We start from the raw sequence: 15,603 nt of genomic DNA, 5'->3' as shown, positions 1-15,603 counted from the left end.
GCGGCGGGCGGATGCGAAGGTGTCGAAGTGGACTGTCACAGTGAAGCTCCCTGCGGGACGGGCGTGGAAAGAGTGTCTAGTGCGGCCCTGGCGGCAAGGTAGTCGGCGCGGGTGCAGAAGCTGAGCAGGGCTTCCTTGTCCGGCAGGGTGACCAGCCCGGCAGCCTGGAACCCGAGCCGTTCGTTGAGGGCGTGGATCCTGGTGTTCCGGGCATCCGGTTCCACCACCACGCGCTCCACCTCCGGCCGGTCAAACAGCCGGCCAAGGACGGCATCCATCACTGCCGTGGTGTAGCCGGATTCGGGGTTTCCCGACGGCGGGGCAACCAGCAGGTGCATGCCCACGTCGCCGGGCTGGACGGCGTAGAGGCCGGCCAGCGGCGAGGACGCCGGAAGGTACTCCTCCATCAGGAAGGCGGGGACGCCGCCGTCGAGCCCCAGAAGCGCGTGGTGGTGGCCGCTGGACTGGATTTTGGCGTATTCCGCCACCACGTCCTCCTCACTGGCGGACAGCATTCCCCAGAAGGAGGCGTAGGGCTGGGTCACCCAACTGTGCAGGAGCGGCGCGTCGGCCTTGGCGTCGAGGCAGCGGAACGTGAACCTCATGCCGGCACCTCCGCTCCGGCGGTAGCCGGTGCGGCGGGCGCGCCAGCGGCGGCCGGGGAACCGAACTGCTGGAACGCGATGCTGCGCTCCACTTGGTACACCTCGCGGCCGGTGATCTCCCGCAGGATGCAGGAGTTGCGGTAGGCACCCATGCCCAGGTCCGGGGTGACGAAGCCGTGGGTGTGGAGTTCGGCGTTCTGGACGAAGATCTCGCCCGGCTCGACGCCGGTGCTGTAGTTCCGGTCCACCGCGAACCTGCCGGCGCTGTCCCGGGCTATCCGGTCCTGCACACCGGCCAGGAACGCCGGCTCCCGGTAGCCGTAGCCGGTGGCAAACACCACGGCTTCACTGTCCAGCGTGTAGGAGGTGCCCTGTTCGCCGTGGCGGAACTGCAGGGTGTGGGTGCCGGCGGCCGGGTCCCACTGCGCGCCGGTCAGTGTGGAATGGGTCAGCAGCTGGCTATTGACAATGCCGGACAGGCTCTTGGCGTAGAGCAGGTCGTAGATCGCATCGATCAGGTCCGAGTTGATCCCCTTGTAGAGGTTCTTCTGCGTCTTGTTGAGGTGGTCCCGGCGCTCCTGCGGCAGTCCGTGGAAGTAGTCCACGTACTCGGGCGAGGTCATCTCCAGGGTCAGCTTGGTGTACTCCAGCGGGAAGAACCGGCCGGAGCGGGTCACCCAGTTCAGCTGGTAGCCGTGGACGTCGGCTTCCTGCAGGAGCTCGTAATAGATCTCGGCGGCACTCTGGCCGCTGCCCAGGACGGTGATGCTGCGACGCTGCTGCAACTCGGCTTTCCGGGCCAGGTAGTCGGCATTGTGGAAGGCCACTCCCCCGCTCCCGTCCGTCGCGCCGGCAACGATGCCGGCACCGGCTTCCGGCACGTAAGGGGAGGTGCCGGTTCCCAGCACCAGCCGCCGGGCGTAAAGCACCTCAGGCCCACCGGGACCGGAGACGGCCAGGCGGTACAGGCCGCCGTCGTACTCCGTATCCAGCACAACCGTGCCAAAACGGACGGAAGCCAGTTGGCCCGCCACCCACTGGCAGTACTGGTTGTACTCGGCGCGCAGGGGGTAGAAGTTTTCCCGGATGTAGAAGCGGTACAGCCGGCCCGTCTGCTTCAGGAAGTTCAGGAACGAATAGGGCGAGGTGGGGTCCGCCAGGGTGACGAGGTCCGCCATGAAGGGTACTTGGAGGTGGGCGGGCTCCAGCATCATCCCGGGGTGCCAGTCAAAGGACTCGCGCTGCTCCAGGAAGATGCCCTCCACCCCTTCCACGGGCTCGGTGAGGGCGGCGAGGCCCAGGTTGAAGGGCCCGACGCCGATGGCGGCAAAGTCGTAGATCCTGTGGTTGTCCTGGGTGCTCATGCGGATACCTCGCTCTGCAGCAGTCCGGCGCCGGTGGTGCGGAGGAGGCCGATGATCTCGGCGATGTCCTCGAGCGTTGCCTCGGCGTTGAGGAGGGTGAATTTCAGGTAGTGCCGGCCCCCCACTTTGGTGCCGGCAACCACTGCCTGGCCGGATGCGAACACGGCGGCGCGGATGGCGGGGTTGATGGCGTCGGCGGCGTCCTCGGACAGGCGTTCCCCGCTGCCCAGCACCGGGCGGTAGCGGAACACCAGGGTGCTGAGCTGCGGCGCTGCAGCGAGCTCGAAGTCGTCGTCGGCCTCGAGGAGGGAGCCCACTCGGGCGGCGAGGTCGATCGCCTCGTCGAACAATGCCCCGACGGCGTCCGCACCCATGATCCGCAGGGTGAGCCACAGCTTGAGCGCGTCGAACCGGCGGGTGGTTTGGATGCTCTTGTCCACCTGGTTGGGGATGTCGGCCAGGGCAGCGCTCTCCGGGTTCAGATAGTCGGCGTAGTAGGTGATGTGGCGCAGCATGGCGGACTCGCGGACCAGGAGGGCGCTGGAGCTGACCGGCTGGAAGAAGGTCTTGTGGAAGTCCACGGTGACAGAATCCGCGAGGCGGGTGCCGTCCAGCCGGTGCCGGTAGCGCCCGGACACCATGAGTCCGCCGCCGTACGCGGCGTCGATGTGGAACCAGGCCCCGTAGGCCTTGGCGAGGGCGGCGAGGTCTGCGAGCGGGTCCACGGCGCCGAAGTCCGTAGTCCCTGCGGTGGCTACTACCGCCATGGCGGTCAGGCCCGCGCGGCTTGCTTCCGCCATGGCCTCGGCGAGGGCCGCAGGGTCTATCCTGTGGTCCGGGGTGCAGGGGATGCTGATGACGGCGTCGAAGCCGAGGCCCAGCATGGAGGCCGACTTCTGGATGCTGAAGTGACTGTCCGCCGAGGTGAAGATCCGCAGGGTATCCAGCAGGGCAGGGAGGCGGAGGCCGCTGCGGGCGGGATCCTGCCGGAGCCCCGCCACGGCGTGGTTCCGCGCGATCAGCAGCGCCTGGAGGTTGGACTGGCTGCCCCCGGAGGTGAAGATGCCGTCCGCGTTGTCGCCCAGGTGCAGTCGCTCCGCTGTCCAGTCGATAAGGCGGCGTTCGATCATGGTGGCGCCCGCGCTCTGGTCCCACGTGTCCAGTGAAGAGTTCACCGCGGACAGGATGGCCTCGCCCACCAAAGCGGGAATCACCACTGGGCAGTTGAGGTGGGCGGCGTACTTGGCGTCGTGGAAGTAGATGGCGTCCCGGAGGTAGACGGATTCGAGTTCCTGGAGCGCGGCCGCGGTGTCCGGCAGTGGGGCATCCAGATCCACGGCGCCCACGCGGGCCTTCATTTCCGAAGGCCCGACGCCGGTGAACGGCGTGGTGGTGCGCTCCAGCTTGGTGGCCACCGCGGTGACGCCCTGCAGTACCTGCGCCACGTAGCGCGGCGAGTTCCGTGCATTGAACAGATGGTTGGTTGCCCCCAGGGCGAGCTCCACCCGGGAGCCGAAGTCCTGCCCCGGCGGCTCGGGTTTTGTGTCCACACCGCTGCTGCGGTGGTCATCCACGGGTAACTCGTCAAGGCGGGGCATCAGCGACACTCGTCTTCCTTCGGTCAGGAGCTGGGGAATTACAGAGGTAAGCCTTACTTAGGTAACCCTTTTAATCAAACTTTTGTGCTCTATTTCGCTCGCGTCGCGAAATCCCGGGCTTTTTGAGACCTCCCAGCCGTCATTGACTGGCGCGTGGCGCAGGAGTTGAAGCACAATGCCCCACCCGGAGCCAGGAGGCGGCCACAGCGCAGACACAGCTATGGTGGACTTACCAGCAGCACTGAACGCTGCGTTTCGATCTGGGGGAACAATGGAACAGGTACCGGCGCACGCGATCGGGTTTCGGGAAGTGGACCGGGACGGGAATCCCATTCCTGAGGACAACGAACAGGCGGCCCGGCACCCGGAGGGCAGCAGCATGCTTGCCTTCAACCCCTTCATTGCCGCCCTCTGGCTCCTCACTGCCGTGCTCATAGGCGGCGGAACATGGATTTTCGCCAACGCGGACACCTTCGTGGGCCCTGGCAGCGGCGGGATGCCGGCGCAGTTCCTGGTGTTTACCTTTACGCCCTATGCGGTCTTCGCCGGGATTGCAGCACTCATCAGCCTGCTGCTCTGGCATGCGCTGCAGTGGCAGCGCAAGCGGGCGTAGGAAGCAGCTCGTGAACGACGCGGTGGCCGGAAAGCGACCTCCTGGCGCTGTGTCGCGGACCACAACGGATTTGCCCGTTTATTAGTAAGCATGCTTAGGTAATGGTTGTAAATGAACCTCCGCAAGCAGTTCGCGGCGGGGCTGCCCACGCTGGCGGCCTCGTGAAGAAGCCCAAGGATGAACATGATGGCCACCGCTACCGAAGATCAGTTGACGGCGTTTGGGGAACGCCCAGCGGGAGAAGCATCTCCCGCTGAAACGACCCAGACGCTGGATATGGGGCTGCTGGTCACACTCAACTCGCGCATGCACTGCCGCATGCCCATGCAGCGGATCGATCCCGCCGAGCTTCCCGTCCACCAGCCCGTCCATGTGGACGGGACCGGTATCGTTCCGGTCGGCATGGCCGCCGGCAGTGACACGGTAGTGAGCTACCGCTGCGCCTGTGGTTTCACGATGGATGACCCTGCCTCCAGCCTCGTGGTCACCCCGCAGGCCCTCGCCAGCTAAGCACCGCGGCTGGAGCCGCGCCCGTCTTTAGTGGCTGTAGGCCCGCGCCGCCGCCACGGCTTGCCGCGTATCCGCCAGCACCAGGTCAGCATTGATGGCAGAAGCGGCACGTAACCCGGCAGCCGCCGCCGTCATCACCTGCGCTGAAACGTCCGTGGCATTGCCGGCAGCCCACACTCCGGGACAGGAGGTCAGTCCTGAGTCGTCCGCCTGCAGGCGGCTGCCTTCCCCCTCGTCCAGACCGCAGGGTTCCAGCCCCAGGCGCTGGAGCATGTTCGCCTTGCTTACGGCTGCCGGACTGACAGCCAGCACGTCCAGCGGCCGTACCCTCCCGTCGTCAAGAGTCAGCCCGGCCAGTTTGTCTGCCTGGACATCCAGTCCACTTACTACGCCGTCAACTACCCGGACGGAACGGGCACGCAACTGTTCCTGCTCATCAGGGCTGAGCGTAAGCGCGCCGTTCAGGAAGAGGGTTACGTCCTGGCTCCATTGCCGGAAGGTCAGCGCCTCCGGGACAGAATTGGAGTCCGCCGCCAGGACGCCAATCCGCTGATCCCGGATCTCCCAGCCGTGGCAGTAGGGGCAGTACAGGACATCCCGCCCCCAGCGTTCTGCCAGCCCGGGAATTTCAGGCAACTCGTCAGTGATCCCGGAGGCGATCAGGAGCCGGCGGGCAGTCAGGGTTGCGCCTTCCCGGAGCGAGAGGACAAAATTTCCGCCCTGGCGGCGTGCCGACACTACGAATCCCCGGCGGGCGGTCCCGCCGAACCGTGCCAGCTCGTCCCGGCCCGCAGACACCAGGTCCTGCGGGCTCATGCCTTCACGGCTCAGGAAACCGTGCACCCCGGCTGCCCTCAGGTTCCGCTGTTCGCCGGCGTCGATCACCACCACAGAGCGCAAGGCCCTGGCGAGGGCAACGCCCGCGCTCAACCCGGCCGGTCCCCCTCCTATGACTGCAACATCGAACAATGCTTCCGGATGAGCCATGGTGTCCTTCCGCCTTGCTTTTACGGCCTTTTCTACCGGTCAAGTACCCGGTGCAGTGGAACCATAACGGCGTGGGCGGTGGGGCTCTTCAGGATGAAGCCATGCGGCTACCCCTCCGGCCAGTCAACAAACTGTTCGTAGCCCTCGTGCTTGCGCAGGTAGCCGGAAATGAACGGGCAGTGCGGAATGATGCGTTTGCCCGTAGCCACGACGTCGTCCAGGGCAAAGTGGGCCAGCACCTTGCCCAGGCCACGTCCCTCGAAGTCAGAACTGGTTTCGGTGTGGGTGAAATCGATGTGTCCGGGCAGGTCCCGGAAGAACGACTGCACGGCCAGTTTGCCCCCCACCAGCAGCTCGTAGCGGTGCTGCCCATCGTTGCGCCGCAGGGTGACGTCGGGGGTGAACCTATCCTCGGTGGACATCGTGTTCTCGGTCATGGTTCGACACTGGCACTACTTCACCCCGCTGGCAATGCCAGAGCAACAGCATTAGGGCAGCGGCGAAGCAGGCTGCGCCAGAACCCAGCAGCCCCAGCGAGAGGCCGCTGAAGGCCACGGCCCCGACTGGAAGGAAGACCACGACGACGGCGACCGCCACCCGGGCGGGCCGGCAGCGGGTGCCGGGAACCGTCGTCGGACGTTCCTCCAGGCGGCCAAAGGCCAGCACGGCGGCTCCCAGCAGGAGGATCAGCGCCAAGAGGACCAGGGGCCTTGCCCACCACCACTCCGCCGTGCTTGAAGCGGGTTTGGGCAACGGAGTGAGGAGCAGCAGCCCTGACATTCCGACCAGCAGGGGAAGGTGCCACAGATACACCGTGAGGGAGCGGCTTCCCGCGGCCGTCATGAGCCTGCTGACCCACCGCACCGAGCACACCGGGACCAGCACCGGCCGCGCCAGCTCAAGGAGGGCCGCCTGCGAGATGCCCAGCAGGAGCAGGCAGAGGTTGGGCGGGTTGAGGTTGACCAGCATATTGCCCGGATACAGTCCCACACCCGTCACGGCACCGAGGACCAGGTTGGCCCCCACGGCAAGGGCAAGCAGCCCGGAACGCGACATCCTGGACCAGTGGCCGTCGGCCAGAAGGAACCCCACCTGCTGTACGGCGCACCACAGGAACACCAGATTGGCGTGCGCCAGACCGGGAAGCGTCCCGCGGAGGCAGTCAACCGCTATCACCAGCGCAACCAGCGCTCCGAAAGTGAGCCAGGGGGCGCGGCGGTGCAGGGCGGCCAGGAGCGGGATGTTCAGCTGGGCCGCAAGGTAGGCGGCCAGGAACCACAGGGGCATCCCTGCGCCGGTCGCCATCAGCTGGAGCACCTGCGGATGCACACCCAGCAGCCCTGCCGCGCCCAGGCCTCCGAACATCACCGCCAGCAGCGCGGTGGCGGGGCGTACCAGGCGCAGGAGCCTCGCCCGGACAAACTGGGACGCCGTTCCACCGCCCTTGCTGAGCCGCCGCCAGGACTGCAGGCCGGTGATGCCGCCGGTGACGAAAAACAGCGGCATGACCATGAAGATCCAGATGACCGGAACAAACCAGTCCTGCTCGGCGACCGTGTTTTGCGTGGTCACCGTGCCGTCGGCATGCAGGACAGGGCTCATCATCATGCAGTGGCCCACCACCACCAGGACCAGGCAGACGAAGCGCACAAGGTCGATGACGGCGTCGCGGCCCTCCGCCGCAACCGGCCGGAAACCCCTAGCGTGCCTCATTGTGCCGCCCATTACCGGGCCCGCGGAATCCTGACGCTGGTCACAGCACCATTCTGCTCCTGTTGCGGTTGGTGTTGAAGGTGCGAATGGGCTTGGGGTGTGACGGGCCGGGCCCCGGGCTAGGCCAACAGTCCGAACAGGCCGAGGACGACGGCGACCAACGGCAAGGTCCCCTGGGTCGCGGCGGCCCGAAGGTACTTCCGGCCGGTCGAGACCAGGACCAGGGCAGCCAGCAGCATGGAGCTGCAGCCGGCGAAAATCAGGGTCCAGCCCGCCACGGACTGCGCCGAGCCTTCGGACCCCAGCGCAACGCAGGCTATGCCGATGAGAGTCCCGGCAGCCAGGAACAGGTTGTAGAAACCCTGGTTGAAGGCAAGCGGCCTGGTGGTCTCGGCGTCGGCCTGTGATGCCACGCCGAAACGCTTCCACGTGGCCGGCCGGGTCCACGTCAGCGACTCCATCGTGAAGATGAAGACGTGGAGCGCCGCCGCCAGGAAGGCGAAAAGGAGGGAGGCCGCGATCATTGCTCGATCCTAGCCTGCGGCGAACTCCCTGGCCGTCCCGGCAGCAGACGCTGGACGACTTGAAAACCCTGGTGCTGGGCAGCACGTAGCTTGCACAGGGCCAATGTGTTGAAGGCCGGAAGTCCGTATCCGGAAGGAACTCTTGCGTCAGCTTCACAGTGATGGCCCCTGACCGCACGTGCGGATAAGGGCTGGTCAAGGCTCCGGAAGTCCTACTAGTCTTCAAGGACGGCCCGCAACCGGGAGCAACGATGATCACGAGGAGCGAAGTTGTCCAACCACACGTACAGCATTTCTGAAATTGTCGGCACGTCGGATCAGGGTGTGGACGACGCCGTCCGGAACGGGATCGCCAAGGCCTCCCAGTCGCTGCGGAACCTTGACTGGTTCGAGGTGAAGGAGATCCGCGGGCACCTGGAGGAAGGCAAGATCGCGGACTGGCAGGTCACCATGAAGATCGGCTTCCGCCTCGAGGAACACTAAATCCCCGCGACTGGCCCGCAGCGGCGTACCTAAACCAATGGGTTTAGTCGCCAGCTGCGGGCCAGTCCGCGTTTAAGGTGGCCCTAGTTGGCGGAGGCGATGTCCGAAGGACGCCGCCGCCACACCGTCGGGACGCCGTCGAACGCCGGGAACACATGCCCTTCGAAGAAGGAAAGCACGGTGTGGGGATCGTGGTCGGGGCTCCACAATCCGGATACCGGGCAGTGCGAGCCGGTGGCGGTGGACGAGGCGTTGCCGGCGTTACCTGCCTGGCGTTCCTTCAGCAGGGCGATGCGTTTCATCTTTGAGACCATCCTTGGTGGGCGAAGAGCTTGTTCCTCCAGCCTAGGAACAGCACCCCACCCCACCAATGGGCGGCTGGCCAGAATTGCCGCCCTGCTCTGGACAAACGTACAGCCGTCCGACGGCCCTACCCTTCGCCCGTCTCGCGTGGTGCCGCGACGGCGTCACTTTCCTCCCGCTGCGGCCCCGCTCCGGGCGCACCGAGGCTGCCCAGCAGGGCAAGCGAGTCCGACGCCGGCGAGCCGGGCCGGGCGGAATAGACCCTCAGCGTCTGGTCGGGGTCGTCGGGCAGGGCGAGGTTTTCAAAGTTCAGTTCCAGGTCCCCCACGGCCGGGTGGTGGAGCCGGACGGTTCCCGCCGCCCTCGTCGCCACCCGGTGTCCCGCCCACCAGTGCCGGAAATGCTCGCTGTGCACGGCGAGCTCGCCCACCAGCTGGCTGGCCTGGGGATCGTTGGGGTGCCGCCCCACGTCCAGCCGGAGCGCTCCCGTTGCCTCCGCCGCCACCGTCTTCCAATCCCGGAACAGTTCCCGGGCCGCGGGATCAAGGATTAGCCAGCGGGTGAGGTTGCGCTCGGCGGCCGGAAGGGCTGGGAAATCAGTGAAGAGCAGGAATGCCATCCGGTTCCCGGCCAGGACGTCGCTGCGCCGCCCCAGGACCATGGCGGGTACGTCCCCCAAAGCCTCGAGGAGGTGCCGGAGCGCCGGCCGGACGCCCTGCACAGCGGACCCGGACGTCCGGGGTGTTGCGGCACAGTTCTCCAGCAGATCCAGCATGTGCTCGTGTTCACTGCTGTCCAGCCGCAGCGCCCGGGAAACGGCGTCGAGGACCGTCCGTGAGGGGTGGATGTTGCGGCCCTGCTCCAGCCGGACGTAATAGTCAGTGCTGACTCCGGCCAATCGCGCCACTTCCTCACGCCGTAGCCCGGGAACCCTTCGCGCCCCTGGAGTGGAACCGGCTCCGGCCACTTCCGGACTCAACCGTGACCGCATGGCTTTGAGGAATTTTCCGAATTCGGCGCTTTGACCCATGGTGACCATTGTGCCCGGCGTTCCCCGCGCCTTCTACAACGAAAGGTAGGACTGGCAGTCCTAGGAAAAAGAGGATCATCCTTAGCTGCTGACTTGAGGGCAAAAAATGCATAGGCTCAGACCAGAGCCAGCGGAAACCGCTTTCTCTGGTCGAGCAAACGGCATCCCTTTCCAGCATTCGCACCAGCACCTGCAAGGAGCACCAATGTCAGAGCTGACACTGAACAACGGCGTCACCATCCCCCAGCTTGGCTTCGGCGTATTCCAAGTCCCGCCGGAAGACACGCAGCGGACCATCGAGGACGCACTGGAGGCCGGCTACCGCCATATCGACACTGCCGCCGCCTACCAGAACGAGGCGGGCGTCAGCGCTGCCATTGCGGCCACCGGCATCGCCCGCGAGGACATCTTTATCACCACCAAGCTGCGCAACGGCGAGCAGGGCCGTGCCCAGGAGGCCTTCCAGAACAGCCGCAAGGCGCTGGACCTGGACTACATCGACCTCTACCTCATCCACTGGCCTGTCCCCTCCCAGGGCCTCTACGTCCAGGCCTGGAAGGAGATGGAGCGGCTCTACGAGAACAACGAGATCCGGGCCATCGGCGTCTCCAATTTCCTTTCGGAGCACCTGGACACCCTGCTCGACTCAGCCGAAACCGTCCCCGCCGTCAACCAAATTGAGCTGCACCCCAGCTACCAACAGGCAGAGCTCGCCGGGAAGTGCCGGAGCCTGGGGATCGAGGTGGAGGCGTACAGTCCGTTGGGACGGGGCGCGGACCTCAACGGAAACGCCGTCACCTCCATCGCCAACGCCCACAACGCGACCACCGCCCAGGTGGTGCTCGCCTGGCACCTGGCGGCCGGCAACATCGTGATCCCCAAGTCGGTGGATCCCGGACGCATCCGGGAAAACTTCGCCGCCTCGTCCCTCACGCTCTCCAACGACGAACTCTCCGCCATCAGCGCCCTCGAGTCGGGCGCCCGCCAGGGTTCCGATCCCGCCGTCGCATCCTTCACCCAGCTCTAGCCGAGTTGTGGCAGGCCCAACCGCCGCAACAGAGTCGCTCAAACGCTGAAAGGACTTTCCATGGAATACACCCACCTGGGCCGGTCCGGCCTCAAGGTCTCCCGCCTCTGCCTTGGCACCATGAACTTCGGGCCGCAAACGGAGGAATCCGATGCTCACAGCATCATGGACTCCGCCCATGAGAACGGCATCAACTTCTTCGACACCGCCAACGTCTACGGCGGCGCGGGGCACCGCGGCTGGACCGAGGAGATTATCGGGCGCTGGTTCGCCAAGGGCGGCGAGCGCCGCGAACACACGGTGCTGGCCACCAAGCTCTACGGCACTATGACGGACCGGCCGAATGAGTCCAGGCTGTCCGCCCTCAATATCCGCCGCGCCCTGGACGCGAGCCTCAAGCGGCTGCAGACGGATTACATCGACGTCTACCAGTTCCACCACATCGACCGGGATACCCCCTGGGACGAAATTTGGCAGGCCATTGAAGTGGCAGTCCAGCAGGGCAAGATCCTCTATTCCGGCAGCAGCAACTTCGCCGGCTGGCATATTGCCCAAGCGCAGGAGGCCGCGCGGCGCCGGAACTACACCGGCCTGGTCAGCGAGCAATCCATCTACAACCTGTTCATGCGGCAGGTGGAGCTGGAGGTCATCCCCGCCGCACAGGAGTACGGGCTGGGGCTTATCCCGTGGTCACCCCTCCAAGGCGGGCTCCTGGGCGGGGTGCTGAAGAAGGAGCGCGACGGCGTCCGGCGCACCGAGGGACGTGCGGCCGAAACCCTGAAGAAGCACGAAGACCAGATCCGGCAATACGAGGACTTTGCGGATGAGCTGGGCCACGAGCCCGGCGACGTCGCCCTGGCATGGCTCCTCCACCAGCCGGCTGTGACGGCCCCGATCGTGGGCCCGCGCACCCAGGAGCAGCTGGATGCCGCCATCCGGGCTCTTGACGTCACCCTGGATGCCGACGCCCTGAAGCAACTGGATGCCATCTTCCCGGGCCATCGGACAGCCCCGGAGGATTACGCGTGGTGATCCCACATCCTGAAGCCGGGCCGGCGGCGCCGCGGAGCATCCTGTTCATCGGCGGCACCGGGGTGATCAGCACGGCGGCAGCGGAACGCGCCGTCGGGCTGGGCCACCGGCTCACCATCCTCAACCGGGGCCGCACCACCAGGCCGGTTCCGGAGGGGGCGGAGATCCTGCACGCGGACATCCGGGACCAACAGGCCGTCCGGGAGGTGCTGGGCGGGCGGGAGTTCGACGCCATTGCCGACTTCATCACCTACACCCCGGAGCAGGCGCAGGCGGGCCTGGACCTGTTCCGGGGCAGGACCGGGCAGTACGTCTTCATCAGCTCCGCGTCCGCGTACCAGAAACCACCTACCCGGCTGCCGATCCTTGAGTCCACGCCGCTGAAAAACCCCTTCTGGCAGTACTCCCGGGACAAGATCGCCTGCGAAGAACTGCTGTTCCGCGCCTACCGGGACGACGATTTTCCACTGACAGTGGTCCGTCCTTCCCACACCTACGACCGGACCAAAATCGCCATGGTGGGCGGCTGGACGGACATCCACCGGATGCGCGCCGGCCTGCCCGTCATGGTGCACGGAGACGGCACCTCGCTCTGGACACTGACCCACAGCCGGGACTTCGCCCAGGCCTTCGTCGGCCTTCTCGGCCTGCCCCAGGCGGTGGGTGAGAGCTACACCATCACGTCCGACGAGTACCTGCCCTGGAACCAGATCTACCAGCTTTTCGCCAGGGCCGCGGGCCTCGCGGAGCCGGAACTTGTCCACGTGGCATCGGAGACCATCGCCACACACAACCCCGAGATCGGCGCCAACCTGCTGGGCGACCGCTCCCACTCAGTCATCTTTGACAACACCAAAATCAAGGCCCTCGTCCCGGACTACACGGCCACGATTCCCTTCGCCGACGGCGCCCGGGAGATCGTGCAATGGCATGACTCCCACCCGGAACTGCAGGTGGTGGACCAGGCCTACATGGAGCTCACGGACAAGCTCACGGCCTGGGCGCGCAGCGGCGCGTAGCCGTGAGTAGCCCTCGCCCCAGGCGCCAGGCTCCAAACACCAGGAACATCGGGCGGCCCCTCGCACCTATTCAGTGAGGGGGCGGCCCACTCCTTCTCTACAACGTTCTAAATAGCGTGCTTCGGACGCGATTTCAAGGCTTGTTTTACCCACACCCCCTACCCTAGGTTACTGGGGAAGCGTTTTCCCGATCCAAAAATGAAAGGATTCACCGATGAATCCCACCAAGACAAGCCTGCGCCTGCTGTCCGTCGGCGCCCTCGGCGTGGCCCTGACATTCGGCTGCCTCGCAGCCCCGGCCTCCGCCGTCGTCCCCTCCCCCAAGTCCGGCAACCCAGCCGTCCAGTTGGACCACCTGGATCGCGGACTGGTGGCCGCGGGCACGTCCGAGGGCGTCTTCCTCAGCTGGCGGCTGCTGGGCCACGAAGCCACCGGTTCCTCCGACACGGGCGTCACCGGCACCGACTTCAACGTGTACCGGGACGGCCAGAAGCTGGCCACGGTCACGGACAGCACCAACTACCTGGACACCTCCGGGACCGCCGCCTCGAAGTACCAGGTGCGCGCCGTCGTCGAGGGCGTTGAACTGGACGAAAGCGCCACCGCCACCTCCTGGGGCGGAACCTTCAAGGACATTCCGCTGAAGAAGCCGGCCGACGGCGTGACCCCGGCGGGACAGGCCTACACTTACTCCGCCAACGACGCATCGGTGGCCGACGTTGACGGCGACGGCCAATACGAGTTCATCGTGAAGTGGGACCCCAACAACTCCAAAGACGTCTCGCAGGTGGGTTACACCGGCAACACCTACGTGGACACCTACAAGGCGGACGGCACCCTCCTGCACCGGATCGACCTGGGCGTCAACATCCGCTCTGGCGCGCACTACACGCAGCTGCTCGTCAACGACTTCGACGGCGACGGCCGCGCAGAGATGATGATGAAGACGGCGCCGGGGACAAAGAGCGCCAACTACAACGCGGACGGCAGCGTCGCGTCCCAGCAGTTCATCACCCTCCTGCAGTCGGACATCGAAGCAGGCTACGCCAACACGGACGACTACCGGATGAGCGCCGCGGACTACTACCACCACGTGGTGGAGATGTTCCAGGGCTGGCGCGAGCACCCAGAGGTGAAGGCCGGCAACTGGCCCGCCACCCTCGAGGAAGCCTTCGGCATCGCGCCGAAGTACCAGTACCCGCTGTCCACATCCGATGCCAAGGCGTTGGCCGACTACTTCATGGACGTTTACGCACCCTCCCGCAGCGGACGTAACAACCTGCGGGCCTTCGAGGGCTTCATCCTCTCCGGCCCGGAATACCTCACCGTTTTCGAGGGCGCAACCGGCAAGGAGCTGAAGACGGTGGCCTACGAGCCGGGCCGGCACGACGACGGCCTGATGTGGGGCGACTACGCCATGGCCCGTATCGAGCCGGGCAACCGCGTGGACCGGTTCCTGGCCGGCGTCGCTTACCTGGACGGGCAGAAGCCCGCAGCGGTCTTCGCCCGCGGCTACTACACCCGTACCACCCTGGCCACCTACACCTGGGACGGCACCAACCTCTCCCCGGTCTGGAACCTCGACTCGGGCTGGGCGCCCATGACCAACCCGTTCAATGACTCCCCGCACGGCCGCGACGGCACCGACCCCCAGTACGGCAAGCTCACCACGCAGGGCTTCCACTCGCTGAGCGCCTCGGACGTGGACGGCGACGGCAAGCAGGAGATCGTCTACGGTTCCGCGACGATCGACGACGACGGCTCGGTCCTGTACAGCTCGTTCGACACCATGCCGCAGGGCAGCGCAACGCCAGGCGAAGAGGCGCGGCTGGGCCACGGCGACGCCATGCACGTGACGGACATCGACCCCCACCGGCCCGGCAAGGAAATCTTCACCGTGCACGAGGGCGGCACCTGGGCACCCTACGGCTACGCCATGCGGGATGCCGGCACCGGCGAGGTGCTGTTCGGAGCCTACTCCGGCAAGGACACCGGCCGGGGCATGATCGGCGACGTGGACCCCGCCGTGCCCGGCATCGAGAACTGGGCCATCGGCATGCAGTCCGCCAACGGCGACAAGCTCTCCACGTCCCAGCCCGGCACCAACATGAGCATCAAGTGGGCAGCGGACATGACCACGCAGATCATCAACGGCTCCGGCGACCAGACCCCCAGCATTGATGACTGGAAGCGCGGCCGGCTGCTGACCGCGGAGGGAACGCGCACCAACAACGGCACCAAGGGAACACCCAGCCTGGTGGCGGACGTGGTGGGTGACTGGCGGGAGGAGATGCTCGTCCGGACCGCGGACAGCACCGCCCTGAGGATGTACATCAGCACCGAAGTGACCAACCACAAGCTGTACACGCTGATGCACGATCCGCAGTACCGTGCAGAGGTTGCCCGGCAGAACACCACGTACAACCAGCCCTCCTACACCGACTTCTACCTCGCCTCCGACATGGAGTTTGGTGATGTGCCGCTGCGCGCCGCCTGGCTTCCGGGCAGTGTGACGGCGCTGCAGCACGCACTGGAGGACTTGACGGAGTCGAAGGATGTCGCCGGCCCGGTGGCAAGCCAGCTCACGGAAAACGTGCGGCAGGCAGCGAAGGCCGTTGAGGACGGCGACCCGGAGAAGGCTGCGCGGACGCTTGAGCGGTTCGTGGACTTCCTTGCCCAGCAGAAGGGCCCGGACAAGGTTTCAGACACCGCCCGGACCGTGCTGAACTACAACGCAGGGAATATTCTCCGGGCCTTTGAGAGCTAGGACGGCACCCGACGGGAGAGACTGTTCT

General features: G+C 66.0%; 16 protein-coding genes. 7 read left to right on the top strand and 9 right to left on the bottom strand.

The window, feature by feature from the left end; genetic code table 11:
• Positions 1 to 35: 35 nt before the first annotated feature.
• From AC5RU7_RS13460 to AC5RU7_RS13450, 3 genes are read right to left on the bottom strand one after another with little or no spacing between them, the layout of a single operon-like run.
• Positions 36 to 605: a GNAT family N-acetyltransferase gene (locus tag AC5RU7_RS13460; protein WP_494052647.1), complete on the bottom strand. Its 570-nt coding sequence runs from the start codon at positions 603 to 605 to the stop codon at positions 36 to 38.
• On the bottom strand, positions 602 to 1,969 hold the full coding sequence (locus AC5RU7_RS13455; RefSeq protein ID WP_494052646.1) for a lysine N(6)-hydroxylase/L-ornithine N(5)-oxygenase family protein: 1,368 nt from the start codon (positions 1,967 to 1,969) through the stop codon (positions 602 to 604). The genes AC5RU7_RS13460 and AC5RU7_RS13455 overlap by 4 nt, the downstream gene beginning before the upstream one ends.
• Positions 1,966 to 3,567 (bottom strand): pyridoxal phosphate-dependent decarboxylase family protein, encoded by a 1,602-nt coding sequence (locus tag AC5RU7_RS13450; protein WP_494052667.1) that lies wholly within the window; start codon positions 3,565 to 3,567, stop codon positions 1,966 to 1,968. The genes AC5RU7_RS13455 and AC5RU7_RS13450 overlap by 4 nt, the downstream gene beginning before the upstream one ends.
• A gap of 271 nt (positions 3,568 to 3,838) precedes the next feature.
• Between AC5RU7_RS13450 and AC5RU7_RS13445 the strand changes: the two genes are divergently transcribed.
• Together AC5RU7_RS13445 and AC5RU7_RS13440 are read left to right on the top strand one after the other, a co-directional pair.
• Entirely contained in the window at positions 3,839 to 4,180 is a 342-nt protein-coding gene (locus tag AC5RU7_RS13445) for a hypothetical protein (protein ID WP_494052645.1), read from the top strand.
• A 183-nt stretch (positions 4,181 to 4,363) separates the two neighbouring features.
• Positions 4,364 to 4,690 (top strand): hypothetical protein, encoded by a 327-nt coding sequence (locus AC5RU7_RS13440; protein ID WP_494052644.1) that lies wholly within the window; start codon positions 4,364 to 4,366, stop codon positions 4,688 to 4,690.
• A gap of 27 nt (positions 4,691 to 4,717) precedes the next feature.
• Here the strand turns inward: AC5RU7_RS13440 and AC5RU7_RS13435 are convergent, their stop codons facing one another.
• From AC5RU7_RS13435 to AC5RU7_RS13420, 4 genes are all read right to left on the bottom strand, one after another.
• The gene (locus AC5RU7_RS13435) at positions 4,718 to 5,677 is read right to left on the bottom strand and encodes an NAD(P)/FAD-dependent oxidoreductase (RefSeq protein ID WP_494052643.1); all 960 of its coding nucleotides are present in this window, start codon (positions 5,675 to 5,677) and stop codon (positions 4,718 to 4,720) included.
• Positions 5,678 to 5,784: 107 nt separating this feature from the next.
• Positions 5,785 to 6,114, bottom strand: coding sequence for a GNAT family N-acetyltransferase (locus tag AC5RU7_RS13430; protein ID WP_494052642.1), 330 nt, complete (start codon positions 6,112 to 6,114; stop codon positions 5,785 to 5,787).
• Positions 6,083 to 7,390, bottom strand: coding sequence for an acyltransferase family protein (locus AC5RU7_RS13425; RefSeq protein ID WP_494052641.1), 1,308 nt, complete (start codon positions 7,388 to 7,390; stop codon positions 6,083 to 6,085). Before AC5RU7_RS13425 ends, AC5RU7_RS13430 begins: the two co-directional genes overlap by 32 nt.
• Before the next feature lie 119 nt (positions 7,391 to 7,509).
• Positions 7,510 to 7,914: a DUF1304 domain-containing protein gene (locus tag AC5RU7_RS13420; RefSeq protein ID WP_494052640.1), complete on the bottom strand. Its 405-nt coding sequence runs from the start codon at positions 7,912 to 7,914 to the stop codon at positions 7,510 to 7,512.
• 270 nt (positions 7,915 to 8,184) lie between these two features.
• Between AC5RU7_RS13420 and AC5RU7_RS13415 the strand changes: the two genes are divergently transcribed.
• Positions 8,185 to 8,397, top strand: coding sequence for a dodecin (locus AC5RU7_RS13415; RefSeq protein WP_494052639.1), 213 nt, complete (start codon positions 8,185 to 8,187; stop codon positions 8,395 to 8,397).
• A gap of 83 nt (positions 8,398 to 8,480) precedes the next feature.
• On the opposite strand, the gene AC5RU7_RS13410 is transcribed toward AC5RU7_RS13415, so the two are convergent.
• Both AC5RU7_RS13410 and AC5RU7_RS13405 read right to left on the bottom strand, forming a co-directional pair.
• Positions 8,481 to 8,699, bottom strand: a complete 219-nt coding sequence (locus AC5RU7_RS13410; RefSeq protein ID WP_494052638.1) for a hypothetical protein — start codon at positions 8,697 to 8,699, stop codon at positions 8,481 to 8,483.
• Between the two features lie 128 nt (positions 8,700 to 8,827).
• Entirely contained in the window at positions 8,828 to 9,730 is a 903-nt protein-coding gene (locus tag AC5RU7_RS13405; RefSeq protein ID WP_494052637.1) for a helix-turn-helix domain-containing protein, read from the bottom strand.
• A 205-nt stretch (positions 9,731 to 9,935) separates the two neighbouring features.
• Here AC5RU7_RS13405 and AC5RU7_RS13400 point away from each other — a divergent pair, with 205 nt between their 5' ends.
• The 4 genes from AC5RU7_RS13400 (at position 9,936) to AC5RU7_RS13385 (ending at position 15,575) form a co-directional block, all read left to right on the top strand.
• Positions 9,936 to 10,757, top strand: a complete 822-nt coding sequence (locus AC5RU7_RS13400) for an aldo/keto reductase (RefSeq protein WP_494052636.1) — start codon at positions 9,936 to 9,938, stop codon at positions 10,755 to 10,757.
• Between the two features lie 60 nt (positions 10,758 to 10,817).
• On the top strand, positions 10,818 to 11,789 hold the full coding sequence (locus tag AC5RU7_RS13395; RefSeq protein ID WP_494052635.1) for an aldo/keto reductase: 972 nt from the start codon (positions 10,818 to 10,820) through the stop codon (positions 11,787 to 11,789).
• Entirely contained in the window at positions 11,786 to 12,808 is a 1,023-nt protein-coding gene (locus AC5RU7_RS13390; protein WP_494052666.1) for an SDR family oxidoreductase, read from the top strand. Before AC5RU7_RS13395 ends, AC5RU7_RS13390 begins: the two co-directional genes overlap by 4 nt.
• Before the next feature lie 214 nt (positions 12,809 to 13,022).
• Positions 13,023 to 15,575: a rhamnogalacturonan lyase gene (locus AC5RU7_RS13385; protein ID WP_494052634.1), complete on the top strand. Its 2,553-nt coding sequence runs from the start codon at positions 13,023 to 13,025 to the stop codon at positions 15,573 to 15,575.
• Positions 15,576 to 15,603: the final 28 nt, after the last annotated feature.

This window comes from Arthrobacter sp. K410C, assembly GCF_059090105.1.
The sequence above is the reverse complement of the archived record's forward strand: the minus strand, read 5'-3'. Positions and strand labels throughout refer to the sequence as shown.